Below are 24773 nucleotides of genomic sequence, written 5' to 3'. Positions count from 1 at the left end.
CAAAGGGGATTGGGCGGCCGGCGACCCAGACCAGGCCGACGGTGCGGGTGGGGCGCGGCGTGATGGCCAGCTCCACGACACCGCGGGCGGGCGGGTCGGCGCGGGGGAGGACGGCGACGCCGAGGCTCGCGCTGACCATGCCGCGCACGGTGTCCACGTCGTCGCCCTCGAAGGCGAGCTGGGGCGTGAAACCCGCTGCGGCGCAGACCTTGTCGGTGATCTGGCGCAGGCCGTAGCCGGGCTTGGTGGTCACGAACGGCTCGTCGGAGACCTCGCGCAGGCGGACGCGGCGCCGGGACACGAGGCGGTGGTCGGCGGGGACGGTGAGCACGAGTTCCTGCTCCACCCAGGGATGGCTCTCCAGGTCGTGCTCGTCCAGCGGCAGTGGCGCGGTCAGCGCGAGGTCGATCGCGCCCTCGCGCAGCTTCTCCAGGACGGTCGGGTGCGCGCTCTGGATCAGGGTGAAGCGGACGGTCGGGCGGCGGAGCTTGAACTCGCGCAGCAGCGCGGGCACCCACGGCGACATCGTTCGGAGGAAACCGAAAGCCACGTGCCCGCCCTTCGGGTCCGCCTCCTCCGACGCGCGGCGGCAGCCGGGTTCGAGGGCGCCGAGCGACTGGGTGGCGGCTTCGGCGAGCATCCGGCCCGCGCGGGTCAGCTGGACGCCTCGGCCGGAGCGCACGACGACGGGCGCGCCCAGTGCTCGGCTCAGCTCGGCCAGCCATCGGCTGACGGTCGGCTGTGGCACTCCGAGGCGTTCGGCGACGTGGGTGACGTGTTGTTCTTCGGCGAGCGCGCGGAGCAGTCTCAGCCGAGGCGCGAGTTCGCTGACCAGCCGTTCGACGCGATCATCCACAAATGGATAAGTTACCGCCGAAATCGACATTGGACGTATCAAAGCTTGCCTGCCAGCGTGTTTGACCGTGGCTCAGCACAGGAATCGACGCATCGGAATGGCCGTTCTCGCGGCTGGTCTGGCGACCTTCGCGGTGCTCTACGCGCCGCAGCCGGTGCTGCCGCTGCTCGCCGAGGAGTTCCGGCTCGGCCCCGGCGAGGTCTCCGCCGTGGTGAGCGCGGCGACGCTGAGCCTGGCGCTGGCCGTGCTGCCGATGGCCGCGTTGTCCGAGGTGGTCGGGCGCAAGCCGATGATGCTCGGCTCGGTGATCGCCGCCGTGCTGATCGGTTCCGTGCTGCCGCTCGCCCCGAACTTCGGCACCCTCATCGCGCTGCGCGTCGTGCAGGGCGTCGCGATCGCGGGGCTGCCCGGAGTCGCGATGGCGTACATGGCGGAGGAAATCGGCCTCGCGGGCTTGGGCGCGGTGATGGGTCTCTACGTCGCGGGGAACACCACGGGCGGCATGTCCGGCCGGTTGCTCGCCGGAGTGCTGGGCGACGTGGTCGACTGGCGATTCGGGCTATTCGCGGTCGCGGTGCTGGCCGGATTGTGCGCGGTGGCAATGGCTTTGTTGATGCCCGCGTCCCGCGCTCAGCCGCAACGGAGTTCCCTGCTGGCCGGATTGCGCGGAGCTACCAGGGATTCCGGGCTCTACGGGCCTTATGCGGTGGCATTCCTGGGAATGGCGTCGATCGTCGCGGTCTACAACGTGATCTCCTTCCGGCTGATCGATGATCCTTTTCGGCTCGCGCCCGGTGTCGCCGCGATGGTCTTCCTCGGCTACCTGTGCGGCGGAGTCGCTTCGGCGATCGCCGGTCGCGTCGCCGACCGGATCGGCAAGCCGCCGGTCGTGCTCGTGGCACTGGGGATCGCGGTCGTCGGCATGGTGATGACGGTGCCGGACAACCTCTTCTTCGTGCTGCCGGGCATCGCGCTGCTGTCCGCGGGCTTCTTCGCCGCGCACGCCGTCGCGAGCAGCTGGATCGGTGCGCGTGCCGCTCCAGGCGCGCGAGCGCAGGCATCGGGTGTGTACCTGCTGGCCTACTACCTCGGCAGCAGCACGGGGGCCTCGGTCGCGGGCTGGGCCTACGGCGCAGGTGGCTGGACGCCGGTGGCCCTGGTCAACTGCGGGTGGCTGGTGCTCGCGGGCTTGGTGGTGTTCAGGGTTCGAGGCGCAGGTCGATCGCGGGTGCCGTCGGAGCCAGCTCCAGTCGCCCCCGCGACGGCAGCGTGACCGACCCGGCGTCGATGGTCAGCTGCGCGCCGGTGATGTCCGCGGGCACCTCGTAGACGACAGCTGAGGGGAACAGGTCGCCGTCGTAGCGCTTGCCCGCGATCTTCGCCTTGCCACCGCCGGGCAGCTTCAGCGCGATGCGGTCCGCCGTGAGGTATCCGGCGAGGTCCTCTGGCAGGCCGTCGCCGTTCACCCGGAGCTGGACCTCCAGCAGCGCCTTGTCGTTGCCAGCGGGCGAGATCAGGCCGAGCTTGCCCGACTCCGGCTGCCGCACCGGGCGCTGCCAGCCGAGCCGGAGCCCGCTGACGGTGAGGGTCGCCGTCCCGGTGCTGCCACCGGCCTTGAAGGACAGGGCCTGCGTGGTGGCCGGGGACTTCAGCGAGCCGACCTTCCTGCGCAGCACGGCGGGCAGCTCGTAGACGGGCTTGCCCTCCGGCAGCTCGACGGCCTGCTCCAGCAGCGACTGCACGTTGGTGTTGAGCACCAGCTTCGGCGGGGCGCCACCGCCCTGCTCGGGCACGGTGAACAGGACGAAGATCGCTCCGGAGTCCGGCAGCTGCGCCTTCGGCAGATCGCGCCAGCCGCCGGGCAGGTCGAGCGCGATGCCCGGTACCGGAGCCGCGCCGCTGACCCACGAGCCGGACAGCAGCTCCTCGTCGAGCTGCTTGCGGTTCACGTGCAGCCGCAGCACCCACAGCCGCTGCCCGCGCTCCGGGTTCAGCACGCCTGCGTTGTCGGGCAACGGAAAGCTGCCCGGCATGCCCCAGCCCTTGCCCTCGACCGCGGCGAAGTCGTCGCGCAGGTGGATGCCCGTCGCGTCGTTGAGGCCGAGCTCGACGTTGCTGCGCTTGCCGTCGTCCGGCAGCACGGCCAGGTAGCCGGGCCCGGCGTTGCGCTCGTTCTGCGCGTTGGGTTTGCGGGAGGCGCCGTCCGGCCGCACGATCTCCGTCGCCGGGGTCGTCGCCTGACCGGGCGCGGGCACCTTCGGCGCCTCCAGCTCGACGCGGTCGCCCTTGGTCAGCACCGGGATCGGTATCCAGTCCGGCGCGGGCCCGGTACCGGGGACCTGGATCGGCCCGCACCACAGCTTCGGCTCGACGGGCACGTAGTACTCGCCCTCCTCGGCCTCGGCGCGCGCGAACCAGCACTGCACCGTGCCGTCGCCGGAGCGCGCGACCCGCTGCTGCTCGATCGCCGTCGCCACCGCCTCCTCGCCCGCGCGCAGCAGCGCGTCCGCGTTCGGCAGCCGGTGGCCCTGGAGGGTCACCTCGATCGGACCGCTCGGCTTCGGGACAGGCGGGCTCGGCACCGGCTCGGGTGCCGGCTCCTGGGGGAGACCGCAGCCCCCGACCAGTGCCAACAGCAGCACCAGCACCGCCTGGCCCTTACGAGAACGCGACACCAAGGAGATCTCCGGTAGCCAGTGTGAAGAAATTGCTGACTACCTAGATGCGCGTGAGAGGCCCTTCGGGTTGCACCGCGGCAGAGTTCCTGATCTCTATTTGCCGCCGCTGCTCGCGGCCTGGTACACGGCTACCGTCTGCTCCGCCACGCTCGCCCAGGAAAACTCCTGCACAGCGCGGTCCCGGCCGGCCGCTCCCATGGCCGCCGCGCGCTCCGGATCACCCAGCAACTCGTTCACCGAGTCCGCGAGCTGTGTGCGGAAGGTCTCCACGTCGTGCTCGTCGTAGTGCGCGAGCAGACCGGTGCGGCCGTGGTCGACGACCTCCGGGATGCCGCCGACGTCCGAGGCGACCACGGCCGTCCCGCAGGCCATCGCCTCCAGGTTCACGATGCCCAGCGGCTCGTAGACCGAGGGGCAGACGAAGACCGTCGCGTGCGAGAGGAACTGCCGCACCTCGGCGGGCTGGAGCATCTTCTGGATCCAGAACACACCCGGGCGCGCGGCGGCCAGCTCGGAGACGGCCTTCGCGGTCTCCTCGGCGATCTCCGGGGTGTCCGGAGCACCCGCGCAGAGCACGATCTGCGCGTCCTTGTCGATGCGGTGCGCGGCGGCGATGAGGTGGCCGACGCCCTTCTGCCGGGTGATCCGGCCGACGAAGACCACGGTCGGCCGGTCGGGGTCGACGCCGTAGGCGCGCAGCGCGTCGTGCTCGGTGACCGGGTGGTAGGCCTGCGTGTCGATGCCGTTGCGCACCACGTGCACGCGGGCGGGGTCCAGCGCGGGGTAGCAGTCGAGCACGTCCGCGCGCATGCCCGCGCTGACCGCGATGATCGCGTCGGCCGACTCGTACGCGGTCCGCTCCACCCACGAGGAGAGCTGGTAGCCGCCACCGAGCTGTTCGGCCTTCCACGGCCGCCTCGGTTCGAGCGAGTGCGCGGTCACCACGTGCGGGATGCCGTGCAGCACCTTGGCGATCTGCCCGGCCATGTTGGCGTACCAGGTGTGCGAGTGCACCAGGTCCACGCCTTCAACCGCGGCCACCATCGACAGATCGACCGACAGCGTCTGCAACGCCGCGTTCGCTCTCTCCAGACCTGCGGCGCTCGCGTGGGCGTGCGCGTCGGCGCGAGCGCCGCCGAAGCAGTGCACGTCCACGTCGATGAGCTCGCGCAGCCGAGGGACCAGGAAACCGACGTGTACCCCTGCCCCGCCGTAGACCTCCGGCGGGTACTCGCGGGTCAGCAGACCGATGCGCACGCTGACAAACGCTAGCCGCTCTGCGGCAGCCGGGTGAACGTGGCGCGACACCCGACAAAGCCGTGCCCCGATGCGGTGGCCATTCGGTGATCTGCCCGGATAGGGTCACCGACTGTGAAGGGGCAGCCTCACGTCCTCGGGATCGTGCTGGCCGGTGGCGAAGGGAAGCGGCTGTGGCCGCTGACCGCCGACCGGGCCAAGCCTGCGGTCCCCTTCGGGGGCAACTACCGGCTCATCGACTTCGTGCTGTCGAACCTGGTCAACGCGGGTCTGACGCAGATATGCGTGTTGACGCAGTACAAGTCGCACTCGCTCGACCGGCACATCTCCACGACGTGGCGGCTCTCCAGCGTGCTCGGGCAGTACATCACCCCGGTCCCGGCGCAGCAGCGGCTCGGGCCGCGCTGGTACACCGGCAGCGCCGACGCGATCTACCAGTCGCTGAACCTGGTCTACGACGAGAAGCCGGACTACATCGTCGTCTTCGGTGCCGACCACGTGTACCGCATGGACCCGTCCCAGATGCTGGAACAACACATCGCCACCGACGCGGGCGTGACCGTCGCGGGCATCCGCGTGCCGCGCGCCGAGGCGAAGGCCTTCGGCTGCATCGACTCCGACGCCAGCGGCCAGATCACCCGCTTCCTGGAGAAGCCCGCCGACCCGCCGGGGACGCCGGACGACCCCGAGGTCACCTTCGCCTCGATGGGCAACTACGTCTTCAGCACCGACGCGCTGCTCGAAGCGCTGCGGGCGGACGCGGCCAACCCCGACTCCGACCACGACATGGGCGGCGACATCATCCCCGCGCTGGTCTCGGCCGGGCGCGCGGCCGTCTACGACTTCGCCGACAACGTGGTGCCCGGGGAGACCGAGCGCGACCGCGGCTACTGGCGCGACGTCGGGACCATCGACGCCTACTACGACTCGCACATGGACCTCGTGTCCGTGCACCCGGTGTTCAACCTCTACAACCAGGCGTGGCCGATCCGCACCGCGACGCCGCCGCTGGCTCCGGCCAAGTTCGTGCAGGGCGGCACCGCGCAGGACTCCATCGTCGGCCCCGGCACGATCATCTCCGGCGCGCAGGTCACCAACTCCGTGGTGGGCGCTGGCGTGATGATCGAGGCCGGAGCGCAGGTGGACGGCAGCGTGCTGCTGCCCGGCGTGCACATCGGCAAGGGCGCGGTCGTGCGCAGGGCGATCCTCGACAAGAACGTGGTCGTGCCCGACGGAGCCCAGATCGGCGTCGACCTCACCACCGACCGCGAGCGCTACACCGTCAGCGGCAGCGGCGTCGTGGTCCTCGGCAAGGGCGTCCGCGCCGACTAGGGCCGGGTCGTCAGCGCTTGGCCGCGGCCAGGAGCCCGTCTCCGACGGGGAGCAGCACCGGGACCAGGCGCTCGTCCTCGCGGGCCAGGCGGGCGACCTCGCGCAGCGCGGTGGTGGCCAGGTCCTGCTCGTCGGGGTCGGCGACGCGACCGCTCCACAGCGCGTTGTCGAAGACGATCACCCCGCCGGGGCGCAGCAGCCGGACGCCCTCCTCGAGGTACTTCGGGTACTCCGGCTTCAGGCCGTCCACGAACACCAGGTCGTAGCCGCCGTCGGTGAGCCTGGGCAGCACGTCCAGCGCCTCGCCGTGGATGAGCCGGGTCCGCCCGGTGGGGAAACCCGCCGCCGCGAACGCCTGGCGCGCGGCGCGCTGGTGCTCCGGCTGGAGGTCGATCGAGGTGAGCACGCCGTCGGCGACCATGCCGCGCAGCAGCCAGATCCCGCTGGTGCCCGCGCCCGTCCCGACCTCGACGACGGCCTTGGCCTGCAACGCCGCCGCGAGGAAGCTCAGCGCGGCGCCCCCGGTCGGCGCGATCGGCACGCAGCCCAGCTGCGCGCCCCGCTGCCGGGCGAGGCTCAGCACCTCGTCCTCCACGAGGTAGTCCTCCACGTACTCGCGAACCGCCGGCGCGAAAAGGGACGGGGTGTCGGCTGCCACGCGGAGCAGGTTAGCGCCGCAGCCCGCCCGCCGTTGACGAACGTCACCAGAGGGGGGACGGCGGCATTCTCAGGCTGCTCTCAGCCGACTCTCAACGTCGCCACACCAGAGTGGGGCACCGTAGGTCGTGTAGATGAGCGAAGAGAACTCACACTCGCGGGCATGGCACCGGTCACGCACGGGAACACAGCGGGTCTCCTCAACGTTCACGAGTAGGGCAGACAGCCCGCCATGGAGGTGCCTTCCCGTCCGATGCGAACGCAGCCTTTGACCCCGGCGACGACCGCCGGTGTGACAGCGTCCACGCCCGACCCCGCAAGCGGGTCGTCGGTCGTGATTCCCGACGCGGCCAACTGGACGCCGCCGTCGTGGGACGACGTGGTCCGGGAGCATGCGGACCGCGTCTACCGGCTGGCCTACCGCCTCACCGGCAACCAGCACGACGCCGAGGACCTCACCCAGGAGACGTTCATCCGGGTCTTCCGCTCGCTCGCCTCGTACAAGCCGGGGACGTTCGAGGGCTGGCTGCACCGGATCACCACCAACCTCTTCCTCGACATGGCGCGCCGCCGCACCCGGCTGCGGATGGAGGGCCTTCCCGAGGACACCGACCGGCTCGCGGGCAACGACCCGTCGCCGGAGCAGGTCTACTCCGACACCCACCTCAGCCCGGACCTGCAGGCGGCGCTCGACGAGCTTCCGCCGGAGTTCCGCGCGGCGGTCGTACTGTGTGACGTGGAAGGCCTGTCCTACGAGGAGATCGGCGCGACGCTCGGCGTGAAGCTGGGCACCGTCCGCTCCCGCATCCACCGCGGACGGCAGGCGCTGAAGGCGGCGCTGGAACGCCGTCGGGCTCAGGAGGACTTCGCATGACCCCGGAGGTCTCGTGATGAGCGATCTGCGCGCTTGGGCTTTCGCCGAGCAGCACCTGGCTCCGGACGCGCTGGTCGCGTTCGTCGACGGTGAGCTCTCGGCGCTCGCGCACGACAGGGCCTCCGCGCACCTCGCGCGGTGCTCCTGCTGTGCCGCGGAGGCCGCCGCGCAGCGCCAGGCCCGCGCCGCCGTGCGCACGGCGGTCATGCCGGGACTGCCCTCCGGGCTGCTGGACAGCCTGCGTTCCATCCCGCAGCAGGTCGAGCTCCCGCAGGGGCCCGACGAGCTCGCGGTCACCGAGGACGGCCAGCTCGTCGCCGTGCTCCGGCCCGCCCGGGTCCGCGCGGGCGAGCCGCCCGCCGGACTGGGGGGATCACCCGCCTTGGGCTCGTCCCCGATGCTGGGCTCCTCGCCGATGCTCGGCCAGGGTTCCTCGGTGCTCGGCCGTCGCCGCCAGGGCACCGGAGCCGTGGTGTCCGGCCTGGTCCTCGGCGTACTCGCCCTGGTGAGCCCGGCCGTCAGCGATCTCGTGGACAACCAGTGGACGACCCCGCCGCAACCGGGCGCCCGCGCCGCGGAGACCCCGGACCCCGCGCCGGGCCCGCTGTTCTCGCTCAACACCCTCGCGCCGGGCGCCGCCGCGTCCTTCAGCGGCGTGCTCGGCCGCTAGCCGCCTCGCCAAGCACACCCCGCTACGCGGACTTCACCGCGCACCAGGCACGCTAGGGGAGCTTCAGCCCTGTCAGGACCGCGCCGCACGCCCGGGGAACGATGAGCCAGCAGCCCAACCACCGCCAGCAGCCGCCGAACGCCCGAGGGCACAACCGCCTCGGTCCACGTCCGGTGGAGCAGCCGCCCGTCGACCCGACGCAGGCTGCCGCTTTCGGGCGTCCGGCCGGGGTGCGCAGCGCGTTCGCCCCCAGGGCGGACCGGGAGCGCAACGGCTCCTTCCCGCTCGTCGCCCCGCCGCCGGAGGCGCTGACCAAGGCGTTCGGCCGCCCGCCCGGCACCGGGGAACTGCTCCAGCGCCCGCCCGGCGACGTCGGCGGGGTCCCGCCCGCGACCGATCCCGAGCAGGCGCTGTGGTCGGACAACGGCGGCGGCTGGCGCGATCCCAGTGCCGGAGCCGCGCTCGGCCCGCCCGCCGTCTCCACCGAGGAGAAACCCGAGCCGACCGTCGCGCTCCCGCAGGGCGCCCGGCTCTCCGCCCGCGAACTGCTCTTCGGCCGCAGGCTGTCCACCACGGGCACGCTCGCGCTGGCCGGGATCGTGCTGCTGATCGCCGCGATCGGCGGTGTCGTCGGGCGGCTCACCGCCGAGGACGGCTCCGTGCTGACCAGCTCCGGCGTCACGCTCTCCCCGGTGTCCCCCGCGGTGGAGCGCCCGCCCGGCTCGGTCTCCGACGTGGCCAAGCGGGTGCTGCCCTCGGTGGTCTCGATCGAGGTCGTGCTCGGCGACAAGGGCGGCACCGGCTCCGGCGTGGTGATCGACGGCCAGGGCTACGTGCTGACCAACAACCACGTCGTGGACATGGCGGTGAACGCCCCGGCCGCGAAGGTCGAGGCGATCTTCTCCGACGGCAGCCGCGTCCCGGCCAGGATCGTCGGCGCCGACCCGAAGACCGACCTCGCGGTGATCAAGGTCGAGGTGCGCAACCCGACCGTCGCCCAGGTGGGCCGCTCCGGCGACCTCCAGGTCGGCGACGCGGTGATCGCCGTCGGCGCCCCGCACGGGCTCGCCGGCACCGTCACCACCGGCATCGTCAGCGCGAAGAACCGGGCGATCCGGCTGGACACCGACCTGGTGATCAACGCGATCCAGACCGACGCCGCGATCAACCCCGGCAACTCCGGCGGCGCGCTGATCGACGCGCGCGGCGCGCTGATCGGCATCAACACCGCGATCTACAGCACCTCCAAGGGCTCGATCGGCCTCGGCTTCGCCATCCCGATGGACGAGGCCACGCAGATCGCCCAGGCGCTGATCCGGACCGGCTCGGTGAAGCACGCCGACATGGGCGTTGACGCCAAGTCCGTCACCGCCGACACCTCCAGCGGCGCCCAGGTGCAGAACGTGCGCCAGGGCGGGGCCGCAGCCGCGGCGGGCATCCAGGAGGGCGACGTGATCACCAAGGTCGGCGAGCGCGCCATCGCCAACGCCGACGACCTGGTGGTCGCGGTGCGGCAGCGCAAGATCGACGAGGCGGTGCCGGTGCAGATCGTGCGCCAGGGCCGCCAGCTGACGCTGACCGTGACGCTGAAGTCGGACTGAGCGGCGGCTGACCCCGCCCCGGTGGCCAACTAGGCTGACCGTGACGAGCTGACGTGGGAGGTGCGGGGTTGTTCGAGAGCATCGGCTGGCTGGAGATCCTGGTCCTGGTGGTCGCGGCCCTGTTCATCCTCGGGCCGGAGCGGCTGCCCGAGGCGGCGAGCTGGTTGGCCCGCAACATGCGCAAGCTCCGCGACTACGCCACCGGCGCCCGTCAGCAGCTGAAGTCGGAGATGGGCACGGACTTCGACGAGTTCCGCAAGCCGATCGAGGACCTGCGCGACCTGCGCAACAACCTCAACCCCCGGCAGGCCGTGCGCAACTTCTTCGAGGACGACGACAACTCCTACCGGAGCAACGGCAACGGCTACGCCGCCCCCGCTGACTCCACCTCCCCGTCGTCGTCCCCCTCATCTCCCCAACAGCGCCCCCTGTCCTACGGCGAGCGCCCGCCCTACGACCCCGACGCCACCTGACGAGGCCGTAACGCGGAAACCCCGCTGGGGCTAGCGGCCGGCGGGGGTGACGGAGAGCATGCGACCGGCGAGGCCGCGCGCGCGGGTGCCCAGGCGCTTGGCGATGTCGTGCAGGACCTGCGCGGCGGGAGCCTCCGGGTCGGAGATGACCAGGGGAACGCCCGCGTCACCGGCTTCACGCAGGCGGGTGTCGAGGGGGACCTGGCCGAGCAGCGGGACGTCGGAGCCGACGGCGCGGCTGAGCGAGTCCGCGACGGTCTGACCGCCGCCGGTGCCGAAGATGTCCATGCGGGTGCCGTCGGGCATCTCCAGCCAGGACATGTTCTCCACGACGCCGACGACGCGCTGGCGGGTCTGCAGCGCGATCGCGCCCGCGCGCTCGGCCACCTCGGCGGCGGCCTGCTGCGGGGTGGTCACGACGAGGATCTCCGCGTTGGGGATCAGCTGCGCCACCGAGATCGCCACGTCACCGGTGCCGGGCGGCAGGTCGAGCAGCAGCACGTCGAGGTCGCCCCAGAACACGTCGGCGAGGAACTGCTGCAGCGCGCGGTGCAGCATCGGCCCGCGCCAGACCACCGGGGTGTTGCCCGGGGTGAACATGCCGATGGAGATGACCTTCACGCCGTGCGCCTGCGGCGGCATGATCATCTGCTCCACCTGGGTGGGCTTGCCGTCCGCGCCGAGCATCCTGGGCACCGAGTGCCCGTAGATGTCCGCGTCGACGACACCGACCGACAGCCCCCGCTGGGCGAGCGCGGCGGCCAGGTTCACCGTCACGCTGGACTTGCCGACCCCGCCCTTGCCGGAGGCGACGCAGTAGACCCGCGTCAGCGAACCCGGCTGGGCGAAGGGGATCACCGGCTCCTTGGCGTCGCCGCGCAGCCGCTGTCGCAGTTCGGTGCGCTGCTGGTCGCCCATCACGTCCAGGGTCACGCGGACCTCCTGGACGCCGGGGACCTTCGACACCTCGGCGGTGACGTCCTTGGTGATCTTGTCGCGCAGCGGGCAGCCGGCGACGGTCAGCCACACCACGACCGACACCGCCCCGTCGGCGACGACGGAGACGTCCTTGATCATGCCCAGTTCCGCGAACGGCTTGCGGATCTCCGGGTCCTGGACGCGTCCCGCTGCTGCGCGAACGGCCTCGATGTCGATGGTGGTCACGAGTGCGGACACCGACCTTCCGGTACCGATTGGCTTGCTGGAGCGGCTTACCCCCGCTCGGCCCATGCTACGGCCGGTCGAGCTACCCGTTGCTCACCGGCTGTGTGCCCTGCGGCACGGGGGCGTTGAGCAACCGGAAGGACGCGCTCCGTAACATGGATTCGTGTCAGATTCGGGTACTGCTCGATTACCGACCAGTGGGGAACTGACCGCCTGGCGCTCGTTCCTGCGGGCGCACGCCCGCGTGACGCGGTGGCTGGAGACCGAGCTCATCGCGGAGCAGCGGCTCTCCCTGGCGGCCTACGACGTTCTCGTGCAGCTGGCCGGCGCGCCTGAGCACAAGCTCAGGATGACCGAACTCGCTGAGCTGGTCCTGTTGTCCAGGTCGGGTGTGACCAGGCTGGTGGACCGCCTCGAACGCGCCGGGCTGGTCAGCAGGGAGCGCGCGGACAGCGACGGTCGCGGCGTCGTGGCCGTGCTCACCGAGCGCGGAATGGACCGGTTGCGCTCCGCCGCCGCGACGCACATGCGCGGGATCGCGCGGCACTTCGTGGCCCTGCTGGACAACAAGGAGCTCGACGCGCTCGGGCTCACCTGCGACCGCCTCGCCGACGGCGAACTGCCTGTGACGCAAGCGAAACGGGCTCAGGCCTAGCGCGTCTCCGCTGGCTCGCCGTCCCATCGCGCCGCATCGTCGCCCGCGTGAGAGCGCTTGCCCCGCTTGGACTTCCCCTCGATCAGATCCCCGCGCAGCCGGTCCAGCTCGGAGCGCAGGAAGTCCCGCGTGACCGATTCGCCGACCGCCAGCCGCAGCGCAGCCAGCTCCCGCGCCAGGTACTCCGTGTCGGCCTTGGTGCGCTCCGCCCGCGCCCGGTCCTCCTCCAGCGAGACCCGGTCCCGGTCGTCCTGCCGGTTCTGCGCCAGCAGGATCAGCGGCGCCGCGTAGGCCGCCTGCGTGGAGAACGCCAGGTTGAGCAGGATGAACGGGTACGGGTCCCACTGCAGCGACACCGCGAGCAGGTTCACGGTGATCCACACGATCACGAGAACGGTCTGCCAGAACAGGAACGTGCCGGTGCCGAGGAACCGCGCGATCCGCTCGGAGAACCGGCCGAACGCCTCGGGGTCCACGTCGAAGGACAGCCTGCGCGGTTGGCGCGGCTGGTCGAGGCGGCGGCGCGGGTGCAGCTCGGGCATGGGCCTCGCTCCTTCAGCTCTCAGGTCGTCAGCTCTCGGGGATGAGCGCGGTCTCGGGGAGACCGCTCTCCCGCCAGTCGTCCGGCAGCAGGTGGTCGAGCACGTCGTCGACGCTGACCGCGCCGAGCAGGTGCTCCTGATCGTCCACCACGGGCGCGACGACGAGGTTGTACGCGGCGAAGTAGCGGGTGACCTCGCCGAGGGAAGCGTTGGGGGACAAGGAACCCAGGTGGTGGTCGACCATGCCCGCGACGAGGTCGAACGGGGCTTCGCGCAGCAGCCGCTGGATGTGCACGCAGCCGAGGTAGCGGCCGGTCGGCGTGGCCTGCGGTGGGCGCGCCACGAAGACCATGCTGGCCAGCGCGGGCGTGAGGTCGGGGTTGCGGACCCTGGCCAGCGCCTCGGCCACGGTGGCGTCCGGCGTCAGCACCACCGGCTCCGGGGTCATCAGACCGCCCGCCGTGTCGTGGGAGTAGGCGAGCAGCCTGCGCACCGGGGCGGACTCCTCCGGCTCCATCAGCGACAGCAGGCGGTCCTTGTCGAAGTCGGGCAGCTCGGCCAGCAGGTCGGCGGCGTCGTCGGGGTTCATCGCCTCCAGCACGTCCGCCGCGCGGTCCTCGTTGAGGTGCGTGAGCAGGTCCTTCTGGTCCTCCTCCGGCAGCTCCTCCAGCACGTCGGCGAGGCGTTCGTCGTCCATCGCGTCGGCGACCTCGTAGCGCCGCTTCACCGGCAGGTCGTGCAGCGCGCTGGCCACGTCGACCGCGCGCATGGTGTCGAAGAGCGCCAGCAGCTGCTGAGCGCCCTGCGGCTGCGCGCTGATCTCGGCGAGCCCCAGGCCGCTCACGGCCTCCCACGGCAGCACCTGCAACGGTCCCCTGCGGCTGAGCCTGCCGGTGCGCTCGCGCACGGCGAGCTTGGTGATCAGCCAGTCCCGGGTGCGCGTCTGCTCCATTCCCGCGTCCACCACGACGGCCGGGCTGTCGTTCGAGGTCACGCTCACGCGCGCGTCCAACAGCTCGCCGAGCACCATCACCTCGTTGGGCCGTTGGTGGAAGTGCCGCAGGTTCACCATTCCGGTCGCCAGCGTCACCGCGTTGGCCTCCAGGGAGGTCACCCTGAGCATCGGGACGAAGATGCGGCGGCGGGTGATCAGCTCCACCACCATGCCGAGCACGCGGGGCGGCAGCCGGTCCAGCCGGAGCCCGGCGACCACGTCCCGCACCTTGCCGACCGACTCCCCGTCCGGCCCGAACACCGGCAGTCCGGCGAGCTGGGCGGCGAAGACCCTGCTAGTGCCTGCCACACCGGCAACACTAGTGTCCGGACCATGATCGAGCCTGGTGACGCGCGCCTGCGCTACGACGTTGTCGACGTCTTCACCGACCGTCCCTACGCCGGCAACCCGCTTGCGGTGGTGCACGGGGCCGATGAGCTGGACACCGCTCAGCTGCAACGGATCGCGCGCGAGTTCAACCTCTCCGAGACCGCCTTCCCGATGCGTCCGACCCAGGACGGCGCCGACTACCGGCTGCGGATCTTCACCGCCTCCACCGAGCTGCCCTTCGCCGGGCACCCGAGCGTCGGCACCGCGTGGGTGCTCGCGCGCGACGGCGTGATCGGGCTCGGCGAGGCCGTCCAGGAGTGCGGAGCCGGTCTGCTCCCCGTCTCCGTCGACCAGGCCGGGGCCACGCTGACCGGCGGCCCCGCTCACCTCGGCCCCGACCTCGACGCCGAGTCCCTCGCGGCCGCCGCAGGCCTCGATCCGTCCGATGTGGACAGTGCTGGGGCGCCTGGGATCGCCGGCTGCGGCATCGACTTCGCGTATCTGCTGGTGAGCCCCGACGCCGTGTCCCGCGCGGTGGTCGAGGAGGCCGCTGCCAAGCGCGCCGGAGTGCCGCACGGGCTCGTCGTGGTCTCCTTCGACAGCGAGCTCAACGCCGCGCACGCGCGGATGTTCGCGCCGAAGCTCGGCGTGCGCGAGGACCCCGCCACCGGCTCCGCCGCGCTCGGCCTCGGCGTGTGGCTGGCCGACCGCGGCCTCATCGGCGACGGCGACACCCGCTACGTCGTCAGCCAGGGCGCCGAGATCGGCCGACCGTCCACTTTGGACTGCACCGTGACCGTTTCCGACTACACCGTCACCCGCGCCACCGTCCGAGGCGGCGTCGCCCCCGTCGCCTCAGGCACCATCGCCATCCCCTGACCCCCGCCGCCCGGTCGTCACCCCCGTAAAGCCCTGAACGACCCGTTCAGTGCGTCAGGAAGCCCTGAACGGGTCGTTTGGTGCGCTCAACTCCCCGAACGGCCCGTTCAGTGCGTTGAGGGCGCTGAACGGGCCGTTCGGTGCGTCTTGACGATCCCTGAACGGGTCGTTCAGCGCGCGCCAACCACCTGAATGACTCGTTCAGTCCGTGGAGCCACCTCAATGACTCGTTCAGTCCGTTCAACCACCTGAATGAGTCATTCAGGGAGTTGGGGCGAGGCGGTGCACGCGCGTCCACGCGGGTGGGGCGGAGAGCGACGGGCGGTTGAGGCGGGTGGTGGCGAGCGCGGCGGCGACGGCCTCGTCAGGCTCGACCTCCTCGACGGTCACGGGCACGTCGACGAGGTGCGAGTGGGTGCTGGGGGAGCGGACGGTGAGCACGGCCGAAGTGGCGCCCGCCAAACCGGGGACCTCCTGCTCGGCCGGGCCGGTGGCGAGCCAGACGGCGCCGTCCCGCCAGAGCGCCCAGACCAGGCGCGGGGGGTGGCCCTCCGGGCGGACCCAGACCGCGGCGGCCTTGCGCAGCGCGGCGTCCAGCAGCCGGGTGATATCCATTCCGGCAGCATCCCACGGCTGTGAAAGGCGCCTCAGCGGTGTGGTCGAGCCGCACCGGGCGTGCCAGCATCACGCGTGTTACTCGTCGGTACAAGGAGGTCCCGAAGTGGCTGATCGTCGACGCCCCCGCCGCTCCTGTCTCGCCGTCCCCGGTTCGAGCCAGAAGATGATCGACAAGGCCCGTGGCCTGCCCGCCGACCAGGTCTTCCTGGACCTGGAGGACGCGTGCGCCCCGCTGGCCAAGCCCGGCGCGCGCAAGACGATCGTGGCCGCGCTCAACGAGGGCGGCTGGGAGGGCAAGACCCGCGTCGTCCGGGTCAACGACCTGACCACCGAGTGGACCTACCGCGACGTCGTGGAGGTCGTGGAGGGCGCGGGCGCGAACCTGGACTGCATCATGCTGCCGAAGGTGCAGACGGCCGACCAGGTGGCGTGGCTGGACCTCACGCTGACCCAGATCGAGAAGACCATGGGCTACGAGGTCGGCAGGATCGGCATCGAGGCGCAGATCGAGAACGCCAAGGGCCTCGTCGAGGTCGACGCGATCGCCACGGCCTCGCCCCGCATCGAGACGATCATCTTCGGCCCGGCCGACTTCATGGCCTCGATCAACATGAAGTCGCTGGTCGTCGGCGAGCAGCCGACCGGCTACGACGTGGGCGATGCCTACCACTACATCCTCATGCGCATCCTGATGGCCGCGCGCGCCACCGACGTGCAGGCGATCGACGGGCCCTACCTCCAGATCCGCGACCTGGACGGCTTCCGCAGGGTCACCGGGCGCTCGGCGGCGCTGGGCTACGACGGCAAGTGGGTGCTGCACCCCGGCCAGATCGACGCCTGCAACGAGCTGTTCAGCCCGCGCCAGCAGGACTACGACCACGCCGAGAACATCCTCGACGCCTACGACTGGTTCACCTCCGAGGCCGGGGGCAAGCGCGGCGCGGCCATGCTCGGCGACGAGATGATCGACGAGGCCTCGCGCAAGATGGCGCTGGTGGTCTCGGCCAAGGGCAGGGCGGCGGGGATGGCGCGCACCGACCGCTGGACGCCGCCCACCGAATGAGTCGATCCGGCACTGCTGGGCGAGGCGGGGACGCGATAGCGTTCGGTGGCATGAGCGAGTCGCAGGAGCCCGAGGAACACCCGGAGCTGACGCACGAGCGTCCGTGGTTCGTCCTCGTCGAGACCCCGCACGAGCACGGGTACACGACCAAGGTGCTCGCGGGCGGGTTCGACACCGCTGACCAGGCAAGGGCAGAGGCGCGGAAACAGGCCTTCGAGTTCAAGAGCTCCGCTCGCGCGGCGAGCAAGCGCAACGTCTTCCTGGTCGGTGAGGACACCTACGTGGTGCTCTACCGCAAGGCGATGCTGAGCTACGAGTTCAAGCTGCGCGTGGTCCGGTTGATCGCCGAGCCGGAAGAGCACTGAACCGGAAGATCCGCTCCCCAGGGCACCGGTGGCCACGAGCCACCGGTGCCTTTTGCCGTTCTGGCAAGACCGTTCACGCCAAAAGACCAACCCCGCGGCCTACAATCGGTTGCATTCCGGCTGGATTCCCAACGTTGAATTGATTGCGAAGTCAAATAGTAGGGTATAGCGTCAATTTCGTTGGGTATAGCCTGTACTCCGTTGCGGTCATGTTCGATCACGCCTTGGTTCGGGTCGCCCGTTCAGGGGTACGCGAAAAGGTTGATTCCGATACCGTGGCTGCCTAGCTGGTGACGACAATCCCTGCTTAGCGGAGGGTGTATCCATGTTGAGGAAGTTAGCCGTTGCTGGAATGTCCCTGGCTTTGATTTCCATCCCTGCAGTGGCTCAGGCGGATATCACGCCGCCTCCGGACAAAATTGTCATCGAAGTGGCAACGGTGAACGGTTCCGGCTGTCCCGCCGGTACCGCCGCCATCGCGGTGTCACCCGACAACACCGCGTTCACCGTGACCTACAGCCAGTACATGGCGCAGGTCGGGCCGGGTATCAGCCCGACGGAGGCCAGGAAGAACTGCCAGCTCAACCTGAAGGTGCACGTGCCTCAGGGCTTCACGTACGCGATCGCGCAGTCCGACTACCGCGGCTTCGCCAACCTCGCGCGCGGCGCGACCGCGATCGAGCAGGCGAACTACTACTTCCAGGGAATGTCACCAACCGTAGTGGCGAAGCACAATTTCTCCGGTCCGCTGGACGACAACTGGCAGACCACGGACAAGGTGGACATCGCCTCGCTCGTCTACGCGCCCTGCGGTGAGAAGCGCAATGTCAACATCAACACCGAACTCCGGGTGAGCAAGGGGACGTCGGCGGCCACCGAGACGAGTTTCATCGCGATGGACTCGACCGACGGCAGCATTAAGACGACCTACCACTTCCACTGGAAGACCTGCCCCTGATCGGGTCGGGCACGGCCGGAACCCGGCCGTGCCCGTTTTCCGCAATGGGTCAGTTGTCGCTCATGTTGATCAGTGTCACCAGCAGGAAGACGCCGCCGCCGAATACCGCGACGAACAGCAGCAGGCAGCCGGACACCTTGAAGAAGGCGCGGATGGACTGGCGCGCCTCCTGGCGGCGCGGTGTGTCCTCGCTGCTGCTGGCCCGGTAGATCGCCCGGCAGATCCAGTACGGGCTGGTGACGAGGTAGTAGACGCCCATCACCAGGTAGTAGAGGACTTCGAGGATCTGGGCGAAGAAGGCCACCACCGCGAAGACCGGGATCAGCGCGATGACCGTGAGCGCCTTCTTCCCCGTTGTCCACGAGTCGAAGTTCGGCTTGTTGACCGGTGAGCGGCGCTTCTTCGGCTCTTCGCCAGCGGGCGCCACCGCCGTCGGTTCTGTCACGGCAGCACAACCTAGCCACAAAGTCAGCCGGTCGGTGCGGTAATCACCCGAGACGGCAGTGGCGAGGAGTAGACGACCGAAGTGGTGATCGACCCCAGCGCCGCGATCCGGCCCGCCAGCCGCTCCAGGTGCCGCATGTCTCGCGCCGCGACGAAGAGCACGAAGCAGTCCTCGCCGGTGACGTGGTGGCATTGGAGGATCTCCGTGGCGCGCTCCAGCTCCGCGTGCAGCTTGCGGTAGTTGCCGGAGGGGTAGCGCAGCCGCACCACGGCCAGCACCCCGTACCCGACGCGTTCGAGGTCGACCTCCGCGCGGAAGCCCTTGATCACGCCGCTGTCGACCAGCCGCCGCACGCGCTCGGTCGCGGCCGTGGCGCCCAGGCCCACGCGGCGGCCCAGTTCCGCGTAGCTCACCCGCGCGTCCTCCTGCAGCTCCGCGAGGATTCGCCAGTCCACCGCATCCAGGTCGAACGTGGATTCACCGCTCATCTGCCCAAACTAGCGGGTATTTCGCTTCCAGAGCGTCTAAGTGCCGTGGATAAGCCCTGCTCAACGCGGTTTCTTCGGCATAACGTTCTTGCCATGACACGAGTTGCCGCGAACCCCGCCGAGCCCGCCGCTGCCGCCGCGCACTTCCGCCGCCTGCTCTCGGTCGAGACCGATCCCGCCGACCTGCGCGCGGACCTGGAGGACGGCGCGGGCGGCTTCCTTGTGCTCGACGTGCGCTCGCCCGAGCACTACGCCGCCGGCCACATTCCTGGCGCGATTTCCTTGCCCGCCAAGGAGATCACCGCCGAGACGACGCGCGAGCTGCCGCGTGGCGACGTACTGGTGACCTACTGCTGGGGGCCGGGGTGCAACGGCGCCGACAAGGGCGCGCTGAAGCTGGCCGAACTCGGATTCACCGTGAAGAAGCTCATCGGCGGGTTCCAGACCTGGAGGTGGGACCGGCACCCGATCGCGACCGGTACCGATCAAGAGCGCCGTTGAGGACCTTCTCACACCGCGAACCCCATGTGGACGCGCAATACTCGCCGGTAACCCCGCTCGCCAGCGTCGCAGAAAGGGGACCTCGCCATGGCTCGGCTCGCCCAGACCGCCGGTCTCACCGATGTCCAGCAGGAGATCCTGGCCACCGTCCGCAGCTTCGTGGACAAGGAGATCATCCCGCACGCGCAGGCGCTGGAGCACGGTGACACCTATCCCTCGGACATCGTCGAGGGCATGAAGGAGATGGGGCTCTTCGGCCTCACCATCCCCGAGGAGCACGGCGGGCTCGGCGAGTCGCTGCTGACCTACGCGCTGGTGGTCGAGGAGATCGCGCGCGGCTGGATGAGCGTCTCCGGCGTGATCAACACGCACTTCATCGTGGCGCACATGATCAAGCAACACGCGACGGACGCGCAGAAGCAGCACTTCCTGCCTCGGATGGCCACCGGCGAGGTGCGAGGCGCGTTCTCCATGTCCGAGCCCGAGCTGGGCTCTGACGTCGCAGCGATCCGCACGAAGGCGCGGCAGGACGGCGACGGATACGTCATCGACGGCCAGAAGATGTGGCTCACCAACGGCGGTAGCTCCACGCTGGTCGCGACGCTGGTCCGCACCGACGAGGGTGCCGAGAAGCCGCACCAGAACCTCACGACCTTCCTGGTCGAGAAGCCGACAGGCTTCGGCGAGGTCCTCCCCGGCCTCACCATCCCCGGCAAGATCGAGAAGATGGGCTACAAGGGCGTCGACACCACGGAGATGGTCTTCGACGGCTTCCGGGTCGGCGCGGAGGCGATCCTCGGCGGGGAGCGCGGCAAGGGCTTCGCGCACATGATGGACGGCGTCGAGGTCGGCAGGGTCAACGTGGCCGCGCGGGCGTGTGGCATCGCGATCCGCGCCTTCGAGCTGGCCGTGGAGTACGCCCAGCAGCGCACCACCTTCGGCAAGCCGATCGCGCAGCACCAGGCGATCGCGTTCAAGCTCGCCGAGATGGCGACGAAGGTCGAGGCCGCGCACCTGATGATGGTCAACGCCGCGCGGCTGAAGGACTCCGGCCAGCGCAACGACGTCGAGGCGGGCATGGCCAAGCTGATCGCCTCGGAGTACTGCGCCGAGGTCACCCAGGAGGCCTTCCGCATCCACGGCGGCTACGGCTACTCCAAGGAGTACGAGATCGAGCGGCTGATGCGCGAGGCGCCGTTCCTGCTCATCGGCGAGGGCACCTCGGAGATCCAGAAGACGATCATCAGCAGGGGCCTGCTCCGCGAGTACCGCTCCCGGGGCTGATCCGCCGCCCGGCGGGGCGAGGTGGGCCGTTCGGGGGGCGCGTGTCCCGGCCCGGCACGCGGGCGAGGATGATCGGGGTCACTATTGATCTACCCGGTTCCACTTCAGTGATCCAGTCCAGCTCGCGGAGGTGACAACGGTGACGAGTCCTTTTTCCGGCAGGCCCGCCGGCGGCGCGCAGGGTCTTCCGACGCCTCCCTCGGGGTGGCCGATCGGGTCCTACGCCACCTACGAGGAGGCGCAGCGGGCGGTCGACCACCTCGCGGACGAGTCCTTCCCGGTGCAGGAGGTGACGATCGTCGGCGTCGACCTGATGCTGGTCGAGCGCGTCACCGGCAGGCTGACCTGGGGCAGGGTGCTGGCCACCGGCGCGGCCTCCGGCGCCTGGTTCGGTCTCTTCGTCGGCATCCTGCTCAGCCTGTTCAACTCGACCGGGTTCCAGTTGGGCCCGATTCTTGTGGCGTTGGCCACAGGTGTGATCTTCTTCATGATCTTCAACGCGTTCGGCTACGCGGCTACGCGTGGTCGCCGGGACTTCGTCTCGGCGAGCCAGTTGGTCGCTGGGCGATATGACGTGCTGTGCCAGCCTCGCAATGCGGAGAAGGGACGCGACGCCCTGGCGAAGCTCGCCATGAAGGCCCCGGGCCAGGAGACTTGATAAGGGCTTGACCGGCTGGTTGCCCTTCGAAGGTGAATGGCGACCCGGCCGGTGTTTCACATTCTGCTGAGTTGATGTTGATGTACGGGCGCGTACCCACCGTGACCGGGCAAGAACGGATTCTGAATCCTTTCCGCTCCGGGCTTATCTGAATCGTTGCCGTCACCCGGTTGCGGGAGTCGGAACTCTCGCCCTAGGTTCTGTCACCAGCCTGCGGGCGTGTGCGGTTGCTCACGCTCGTGTCGAAGGGCACGACGAGGTGTCCTGGTGTGTCCGCCAGTCCTCGTCGTCGAGGTTTCGTGCCGCCGCTGGAGTGTCCACAGCCTCGTAGTCCTTCGTGCTTTTCAGAGGAAGGAGGCTGGGTTACATGGACGGCCCGGGTCGCAGTGCCCGCTATCGATCCACCACGTCAACCAAGACCCGTTCGCGGAGTCGAGCATCAGCGCTCCTCGGAGTCGCACTGGTGACCGCTCCGCTGCTCGCGGCCTGCGGCTCCGGCGGTACTGGGGGCAACACCCTCAACCTGTACGCGGCTCCCGAAGAGAACTTCGAGAAGGTCATCGAGAGCTGCAACGCCAGCGCGAACGGCAAGTTCAACATCGTCTACAACAAGCTCCCGCGCGGCGCCGACGGCCAGCGCGAGCAGATGGTGCGCAGGCTCGCGGCCGGTGACGACGAGATGGACATCCTCTATCTCGACAGCCCGTGGCTCGCGGAGTTCGCCGAGGCCGGCTGGATCAGGGAGTGGACCGGGACCTACAAGGAGGAGGCCGAGCGCGGCGTCCTCGCGGGTCCGCTGGAGTCCACGCGCTACAAGAACCGGACCTACGCGGCCACGAAGAACACCAACGTGCAGCTGCTGTGGTACCGCGACGACGTCGTCACCAAGGCCCCCGAGACCTGGGCCGAGATGATCGAGCAGGCCAAGGCGCTCAAGGCGGCCAACAAGCCGTACACGGCCGTGATGACCGGTGCGCAGTACGAGGGCCTCGTCGTGCAGTACAACACGATGGTCGCCTCCGCAGGCGGCAAGATCATCTCCGAGGACGGCCTCACCGCCGTCGTCGACGAGGGCGCCATCCGCGCGCTGTCCACCCTCAAGGACTTCGCCACCTCCGGCATCGCCAGCGCCTCGCTGACCAGCTCGCAGGAGGACGAGGTCCGCAAGGAGTTCCAGGCGGGCAACTCGGCTTTCCAGCTGAACTGGCCGTACGTGTTCGCGTCGATGCAGAAGGAGAAGCCGGAGCTCGCCAAGAACTTCAAGTGGGCGCGCTACCCGGGCATCGACAAGGGCAAGCCGAGCCGGGTCACCATCGGTGGCGCGAACTACGGCGTGAGCACCTACTCGACAAAGGCCGACCTGGCCTTCGAGGCCGTGCTGTGCCTGCGCAACCCGGCGAACCAGCTCTACTCCGCGATCAACTCGGGTGTCGCGCCGACCATCGAGTCGGTCTACGACCGCCCGGAGATGACCGAGCAGTACCCGATGAAGGAGACCATCCGCGAGGAACTGCGCGACGCGGCCAACCGCCCGCTGACCGCCGCCTGGCAGAACGTCTCCACGGTGTTGTCGACCATCCTCTCGCCGCCCAAGGACATCGATCCGCAGAAGACGGCGGAGCGGCTGCGCAAGGAACTCCAGGCCGCCATTGACTCCAAGGGGGTCATGCCGTGAGCACCCACGCCGTCAAGGCGAAGCCCGTGCTGAGCGAGGGCAAGAAGGCGGAGCGTCGCCTCGGCCTGCTGCTCTGCGCGCCCGCCGCGTTCATCATGATCGCGGTCACCGCGTGGCCGATCATCTACTCGTTCTGGTTGTCCCTTCAGCGCTACGACCTGAAGTTCCCGGACAAGCAGGAGTTCATCGGCTTCGAGAACTACGCCGCGGTGCTCAGCAGCCCGTACTGGTGGGACGCCTTCGGCATCACCGTGCTGCTGACCGCGGTCACCGTGGTGATCGAGCTGGTGCTCGGCATGGCGCTGGCGCTGGTCATGCACCGCACGCTGGTCGGCCGCGGGCTGGTGCGGACCTCCGCGCTGATCCCGTACGGCATCGTCACCGTGGTCGCGGCGTTCTCCTGGAAGTACGCCTTCACCCCGGACTCCGGCTACCTCGCCACGCTCTTCGGTGAGGCGCCGCTGACGGACAAGACGACCGCGCTCGGCATCATCGCCGGGGCCGAGATCTGGAAGACCACGCCGTTCATGGCCCTGCTGCTGATGGCGGGCCTGGCGCTGGTGCCGGACGACATGCTCAAGGCCGCCGCGATGGACGGCGCCAGCGGCTGGCAGCGGTTCACCAAGATCATGGTGCCGATGATGAAGCCGGCGATCCTGGTCGCGCTGCTGTTCCGCACGCTCGACGCCTTCCGGATCTTCGACAACATCTTCGTGCTGACCGCGGGATCGCAGGGCACGGGATCGGTGTCGATGCTGACCTACAACAACCTCATCAAGGGGTTGAACCTGGGTATCGGCTCGACCATGTCGGTGCTGATCTTCGTCGCGGTGGCGATCATCGCGTTCGTCTTCATCAAGGTGTTCGGCACCGCCGCGCCGGGCAGTGACAACGGAGGTAAGCGCTGATGGCCGGCATCGGAGGTGCCGATACGACGGGGAAGAAGGTCCGCTGGGGCCTGGTCAACGTCGTTGTCGTCGTCTACGCGTTGTTCCCGGTGTTGTGGATCGTCTCGCTGTCCTTCAAGTCGAAGAAGGCCATCAGCGAGGGCGGGTTCTTCCCCACCGAGTGGACGCTGGACAACTACGCCGCGATCTTCTCCACCACGGAGTTCATCCGGCCGCTGTTCAACTCGATCGGCATCGCGATCATCGCCACCTTGATCGCGGTCGTGTTCGGGACCATGGCGGCGTACGCGATCGCCAGGCTGGACTTCCCCGGCAAGCAGGCGCTCGTCGGAGTCTCGCTGCTGATCGCGATGTTCCCCCAGGTGTCACTGGTGTCGCCGCTGTTCAACATCGAGCGCTCACTGGGCATCTTCGACACCTGGCCGGGCCTGATCCTGCCCTACATCACCTTCTCCCTGCCGCTGGCGATCTACACGCTCTCGGCGTTCTTCAAGGAGATCCCGTGGGAGCTGGAGAAGGCGGCCAAGATGGACGGCGCGACGCCGGGCCAGGCCTTCCAGAAGGTCATCGCCCCGCTCGCCGCACCGGGCGTGTTCACCACGGCCATCCTGGTGTTCATCTTCTGCTGGAACGACTTCCTGTTCGCGATCTCGCTCACCTCGACCGAGGCGTCCAGGACCGTTCCGGCCGCGCTGGCCTTCTTCACGGGTAGCAGCCAGTTCGAAGACCCAACGGGGACCACCTCGGCCGCGGCCGTGGTGATCACCATTCCGATCATTCTTTTCGTGCTGTTCTTCCAGCGCCGAATCGTCGCCGGTCTGACGTCCGGCGCGGTCAAGGGGTAGGTG

27 protein-coding genes are annotated in these 24773 nt (G+C 69.6%); 17 read left to right on the top strand and 10 right to left on the bottom strand.

The genetic code is table 11. The features are described from left to right. Positions 1-856, bottom strand: an 856-nt coding sequence (locus CCN37_RS28795) for a LysR family transcriptional regulator (RefSeq protein WP_086826774.1), incomplete at its 3' end; no start/stop codon positions are given. 67 nt (positions 857-923) lie between these two features. On the opposite strand from CCN37_RS28795, the gene CCN37_RS28790 reads away from it, so the two are divergent. After that, positions 924-2129 carry an MFS transporter gene (locus CCN37_RS28790; RefSeq protein ID WP_210408249.1) on the top strand — a complete coding sequence of 402 codons (1206 nt, stop codon included), beginning with the start codon at positions 924-926 and terminating at the stop codon, positions 2127-2129. Here the strand turns inward: CCN37_RS28790 and CCN37_RS28785 are convergent. Together CCN37_RS28785 and glgA are read right to left on the bottom strand one after the other, a co-directional pair. Then, positions 2056-3531 (bottom strand): hypothetical protein, encoded by a 1476-nt coding sequence (locus CCN37_RS28785; protein WP_143261854.1) that lies wholly within the window; start codon positions 3529-3531, stop codon positions 2056-2058. The two genes, CCN37_RS28790 and CCN37_RS28785, sit on opposite strands and share 74 nt — an antisense overlap. Positions 3532-3627: 96 nt before the next feature. Continuing rightward, on the bottom strand, positions 3628-4791 hold the full coding sequence (glgA, locus tag CCN37_RS28780) for a glycogen synthase (RefSeq protein ID WP_086826769.1): 1164 nt from the start codon (positions 4789-4791) through the stop codon (positions 3628-3630). 114 nt (positions 4792-4905) lie between these two features. On the opposite strand from glgA, the gene glgC reads away from it, so the two are divergent. Then, entirely contained in the window at positions 4906-6123 is a 1218-nt protein-coding gene (gene glgC, locus CCN37_RS28775; protein ID WP_086826768.1) for a glucose-1-phosphate adenylyltransferase, read from the top strand. A gap of 10 nt (positions 6124-6133) precedes the next feature. On the opposite strand, the gene CCN37_RS28770 is transcribed toward glgC, so the two are convergent. Next, the gene (locus CCN37_RS28770) at positions 6134-6781 is read right to left on the bottom strand and encodes an O-methyltransferase (protein ID WP_210408248.1); all 648 of its coding nucleotides are present in this window, start codon (positions 6779-6781) and stop codon (positions 6134-6136) included. Between the two features lie 252 nt (positions 6782-7033). Between CCN37_RS28770 and sigE the strand changes: the two genes are divergently transcribed. The 4 genes from sigE (at position 7034) to tatB (ending at position 10398) form a co-directional block, all read left to right on the top strand. Then, positions 7034-7654 (top strand): RNA polymerase sigma factor SigE, encoded by a 621-nt coding sequence (gene sigE, locus CCN37_RS28765; protein ID WP_246843367.1) that lies wholly within the window; start codon positions 7034-7036, stop codon positions 7652-7654. 16 nt (positions 7655-7670) lie between these two features. Further along, positions 7671-8324, top strand: a complete 654-nt coding sequence (locus tag CCN37_RS28760; RefSeq protein WP_210408247.1) for a zf-HC2 domain-containing protein — start codon at positions 7671-7673, stop codon at positions 8322-8324. Between the two features lie 101 nt (positions 8325-8425). Then, the gene (locus tag CCN37_RS28755; RefSeq protein ID WP_086826765.1) at positions 8426-9925 is read left to right on the top strand and encodes a S1C family serine protease; all 1500 of its coding nucleotides are present in this window, start codon (positions 8426-8428) and stop codon (positions 9923-9925) included. Between the two features lie 68 nt (positions 9926-9993). Beyond that, on the top strand, positions 9994-10398 hold the full coding sequence (gene tatB / locus CCN37_RS28750) for a Sec-independent protein translocase protein TatB (RefSeq protein ID WP_086826790.1): 405 nt from the start codon (positions 9994-9996) through the stop codon (positions 10396-10398). 30 nt (positions 10399-10428) lie between these two features. On the opposite strand, the gene CCN37_RS28745 is transcribed toward tatB, so the two are convergent. Continuing rightward, positions 10429-11574, bottom strand: coding sequence for an Mrp/NBP35 family ATP-binding protein (locus tag CCN37_RS28745; protein ID WP_246843366.1), 1146 nt, complete (start codon positions 11572-11574; stop codon positions 10429-10431). Positions 11575-11725: 151 nt separating this feature from the next. Here CCN37_RS28745 and CCN37_RS28740 point away from each other — a divergent pair, with 151 nt between their 5' ends. Further along, the gene (locus CCN37_RS28740; RefSeq protein ID WP_086826761.1) at positions 11726-12217 is read left to right on the top strand and encodes a MarR family winged helix-turn-helix transcriptional regulator; all 492 of its coding nucleotides are present in this window, start codon (positions 11726-11728) and stop codon (positions 12215-12217) included. On the opposite strand, the gene CCN37_RS28735 is transcribed toward CCN37_RS28740, so the two are convergent. Both CCN37_RS28735 and CCN37_RS28730 read right to left on the bottom strand, forming a co-directional pair. After that, a complete protein-coding gene (locus CCN37_RS28735) occupies positions 12214-12759 on the bottom strand; it encodes a DUF1003 domain-containing protein (protein WP_086826759.1) in 546 nt (181 codons plus the stop codon). The two genes, CCN37_RS28740 and CCN37_RS28735, sit on opposite strands and share 4 nt — an antisense overlap. Positions 12760-12787: 28 nt before the next feature. After that, a complete protein-coding gene (locus tag CCN37_RS28730) occupies positions 12788-14062 on the bottom strand; it encodes a magnesium transporter MgtE N-terminal domain-containing protein (protein WP_086826757.1) in 1275 nt (424 codons plus the stop codon). Positions 14063-14086: 24 nt separating this feature from the next. On the opposite strand from CCN37_RS28730, the gene CCN37_RS28725 reads away from it, so the two are divergent. Next, positions 14087-14962 (top strand): PhzF family phenazine biosynthesis protein, encoded by an 876-nt coding sequence (locus tag CCN37_RS28725; protein WP_086826755.1) that lies wholly within the window; start codon positions 14087-14089, stop codon positions 14960-14962. A gap of 261 nt (positions 14963-15223) precedes the next feature. Here the strand turns inward: CCN37_RS28725 and CCN37_RS28720 are convergent, their stop codons facing one another. Continuing rightward, entirely contained in the window at positions 15224-15577 is a 354-nt protein-coding gene (locus CCN37_RS28720; RefSeq protein ID WP_210408246.1) for a hypothetical protein, read from the bottom strand. 106 nt (positions 15578-15683) lie between these two features. On the opposite strand from CCN37_RS28720, the gene CCN37_RS28715 reads away from it, so the two are divergent. The 3 genes from CCN37_RS28715 to CCN37_RS28705 all read left to right on the top strand — a co-directional run bounded on the left by CCN37_RS28715 (position 15684) and on the right by CCN37_RS28705 (position 17966). Further along, positions 15684-16643 (top strand): CoA ester lyase, encoded by a 960-nt coding sequence (locus CCN37_RS28715; protein WP_086826753.1) that lies wholly within the window; start codon positions 15684-15686, stop codon positions 16641-16643. 50 nt (positions 16644-16693) lie between these two features. Beyond that, complete coding sequence (locus tag CCN37_RS28710) at positions 16694-17008, top strand: hypothetical protein (RefSeq protein WP_086826751.1); 315 nt, start codon at positions 16694-16696, stop codon at positions 17006-17008. A 352-nt stretch (positions 17009-17360) separates the two neighbouring features. Further along, positions 17361-17966 carry a DUF4360 domain-containing protein gene (locus tag CCN37_RS28705; RefSeq protein ID WP_246843369.1) on the top strand — a complete coding sequence of 202 codons (606 nt, stop codon included), beginning with the start codon at positions 17361-17363 and terminating at the stop codon, positions 17964-17966. A 49-nt stretch (positions 17967-18015) separates the two neighbouring features. Here the strand turns inward: CCN37_RS28705 and CCN37_RS28700 are convergent, their stop codons facing one another. Then, positions 18016-18411, bottom strand: a complete 396-nt coding sequence (locus CCN37_RS28700) for a hypothetical protein (protein ID WP_086826747.1) — start codon at positions 18409-18411, stop codon at positions 18016-18018. 23 nt (positions 18412-18434) lie between these two features. Then, positions 18435-18899: an Lrp/AsnC family transcriptional regulator gene (locus CCN37_RS28695; protein ID WP_086826745.1), complete on the bottom strand. Its 465-nt coding sequence runs from the start codon at positions 18897-18899 to the stop codon at positions 18435-18437. 93 nt (positions 18900-18992) lie between these two features. On the opposite strand from CCN37_RS28695, the gene CCN37_RS28690 reads away from it, so the two are divergent. The 6 genes from CCN37_RS28690 (at position 18993) to CCN37_RS28665 (ending at position 24770) form a co-directional block, all read left to right on the top strand. Continuing rightward, complete coding sequence (locus CCN37_RS28690) at positions 18993-19400, top strand: rhodanese-like domain-containing protein (protein WP_086826743.1); 408 nt, start codon at positions 18993-18995, stop codon at positions 19398-19400. Between the two features lie 87 nt (positions 19401-19487). Further along, positions 19488-20684, top strand: coding sequence for an acyl-CoA dehydrogenase family protein (locus CCN37_RS28685; RefSeq protein WP_086826741.1), 1197 nt, complete (start codon positions 19488-19490; stop codon positions 20682-20684). Between the two features lie 139 nt (positions 20685-20823). Then, positions 20824-21342: a general stress protein gene (locus CCN37_RS28680; RefSeq protein ID WP_086826738.1), complete on the top strand. Its 519-nt coding sequence runs from the start codon at positions 20824-20826 to the stop codon at positions 21340-21342. A gap of 367 nt (positions 21343-21709) precedes the next feature. Next, a complete protein-coding gene (locus CCN37_RS28675) occupies positions 21710-23017 on the top strand; it encodes an ABC transporter substrate-binding protein (protein ID WP_086826735.1) in 1308 nt (435 codons plus the stop codon). After that, positions 23014-23925: a carbohydrate ABC transporter permease gene (locus tag CCN37_RS28670; RefSeq protein ID WP_086826733.1), complete on the top strand. Its 912-nt coding sequence runs from the start codon at positions 23014-23016 to the stop codon at positions 23923-23925. Before CCN37_RS28675 ends, CCN37_RS28670 begins: the two co-directional genes overlap by 4 nt. Further along, on the top strand, positions 23925-24770 hold the full coding sequence (locus CCN37_RS28665; RefSeq protein WP_086826731.1) for a carbohydrate ABC transporter permease: 846 nt from the start codon (positions 23925-23927) through the stop codon (positions 24768-24770). Before CCN37_RS28670 ends, CCN37_RS28665 begins: the two co-directional genes overlap by 1 nt. The last annotated feature ends 3 nt before the right edge of the window (positions 24771-24773 follow it).

This window comes from Allokutzneria sp. NRRL B-24872, from assembly GCF_002155965.1.
Taxonomy (GTDB): domain Bacteria; phylum Actinomycetota; class Actinomycetes; order Mycobacteriales; family Pseudonocardiaceae; genus Allokutzneria.
Note: the sequence above shows the minus strand (reverse complement) of the source record. Positions and strands in the feature narration are given on the sequence as shown.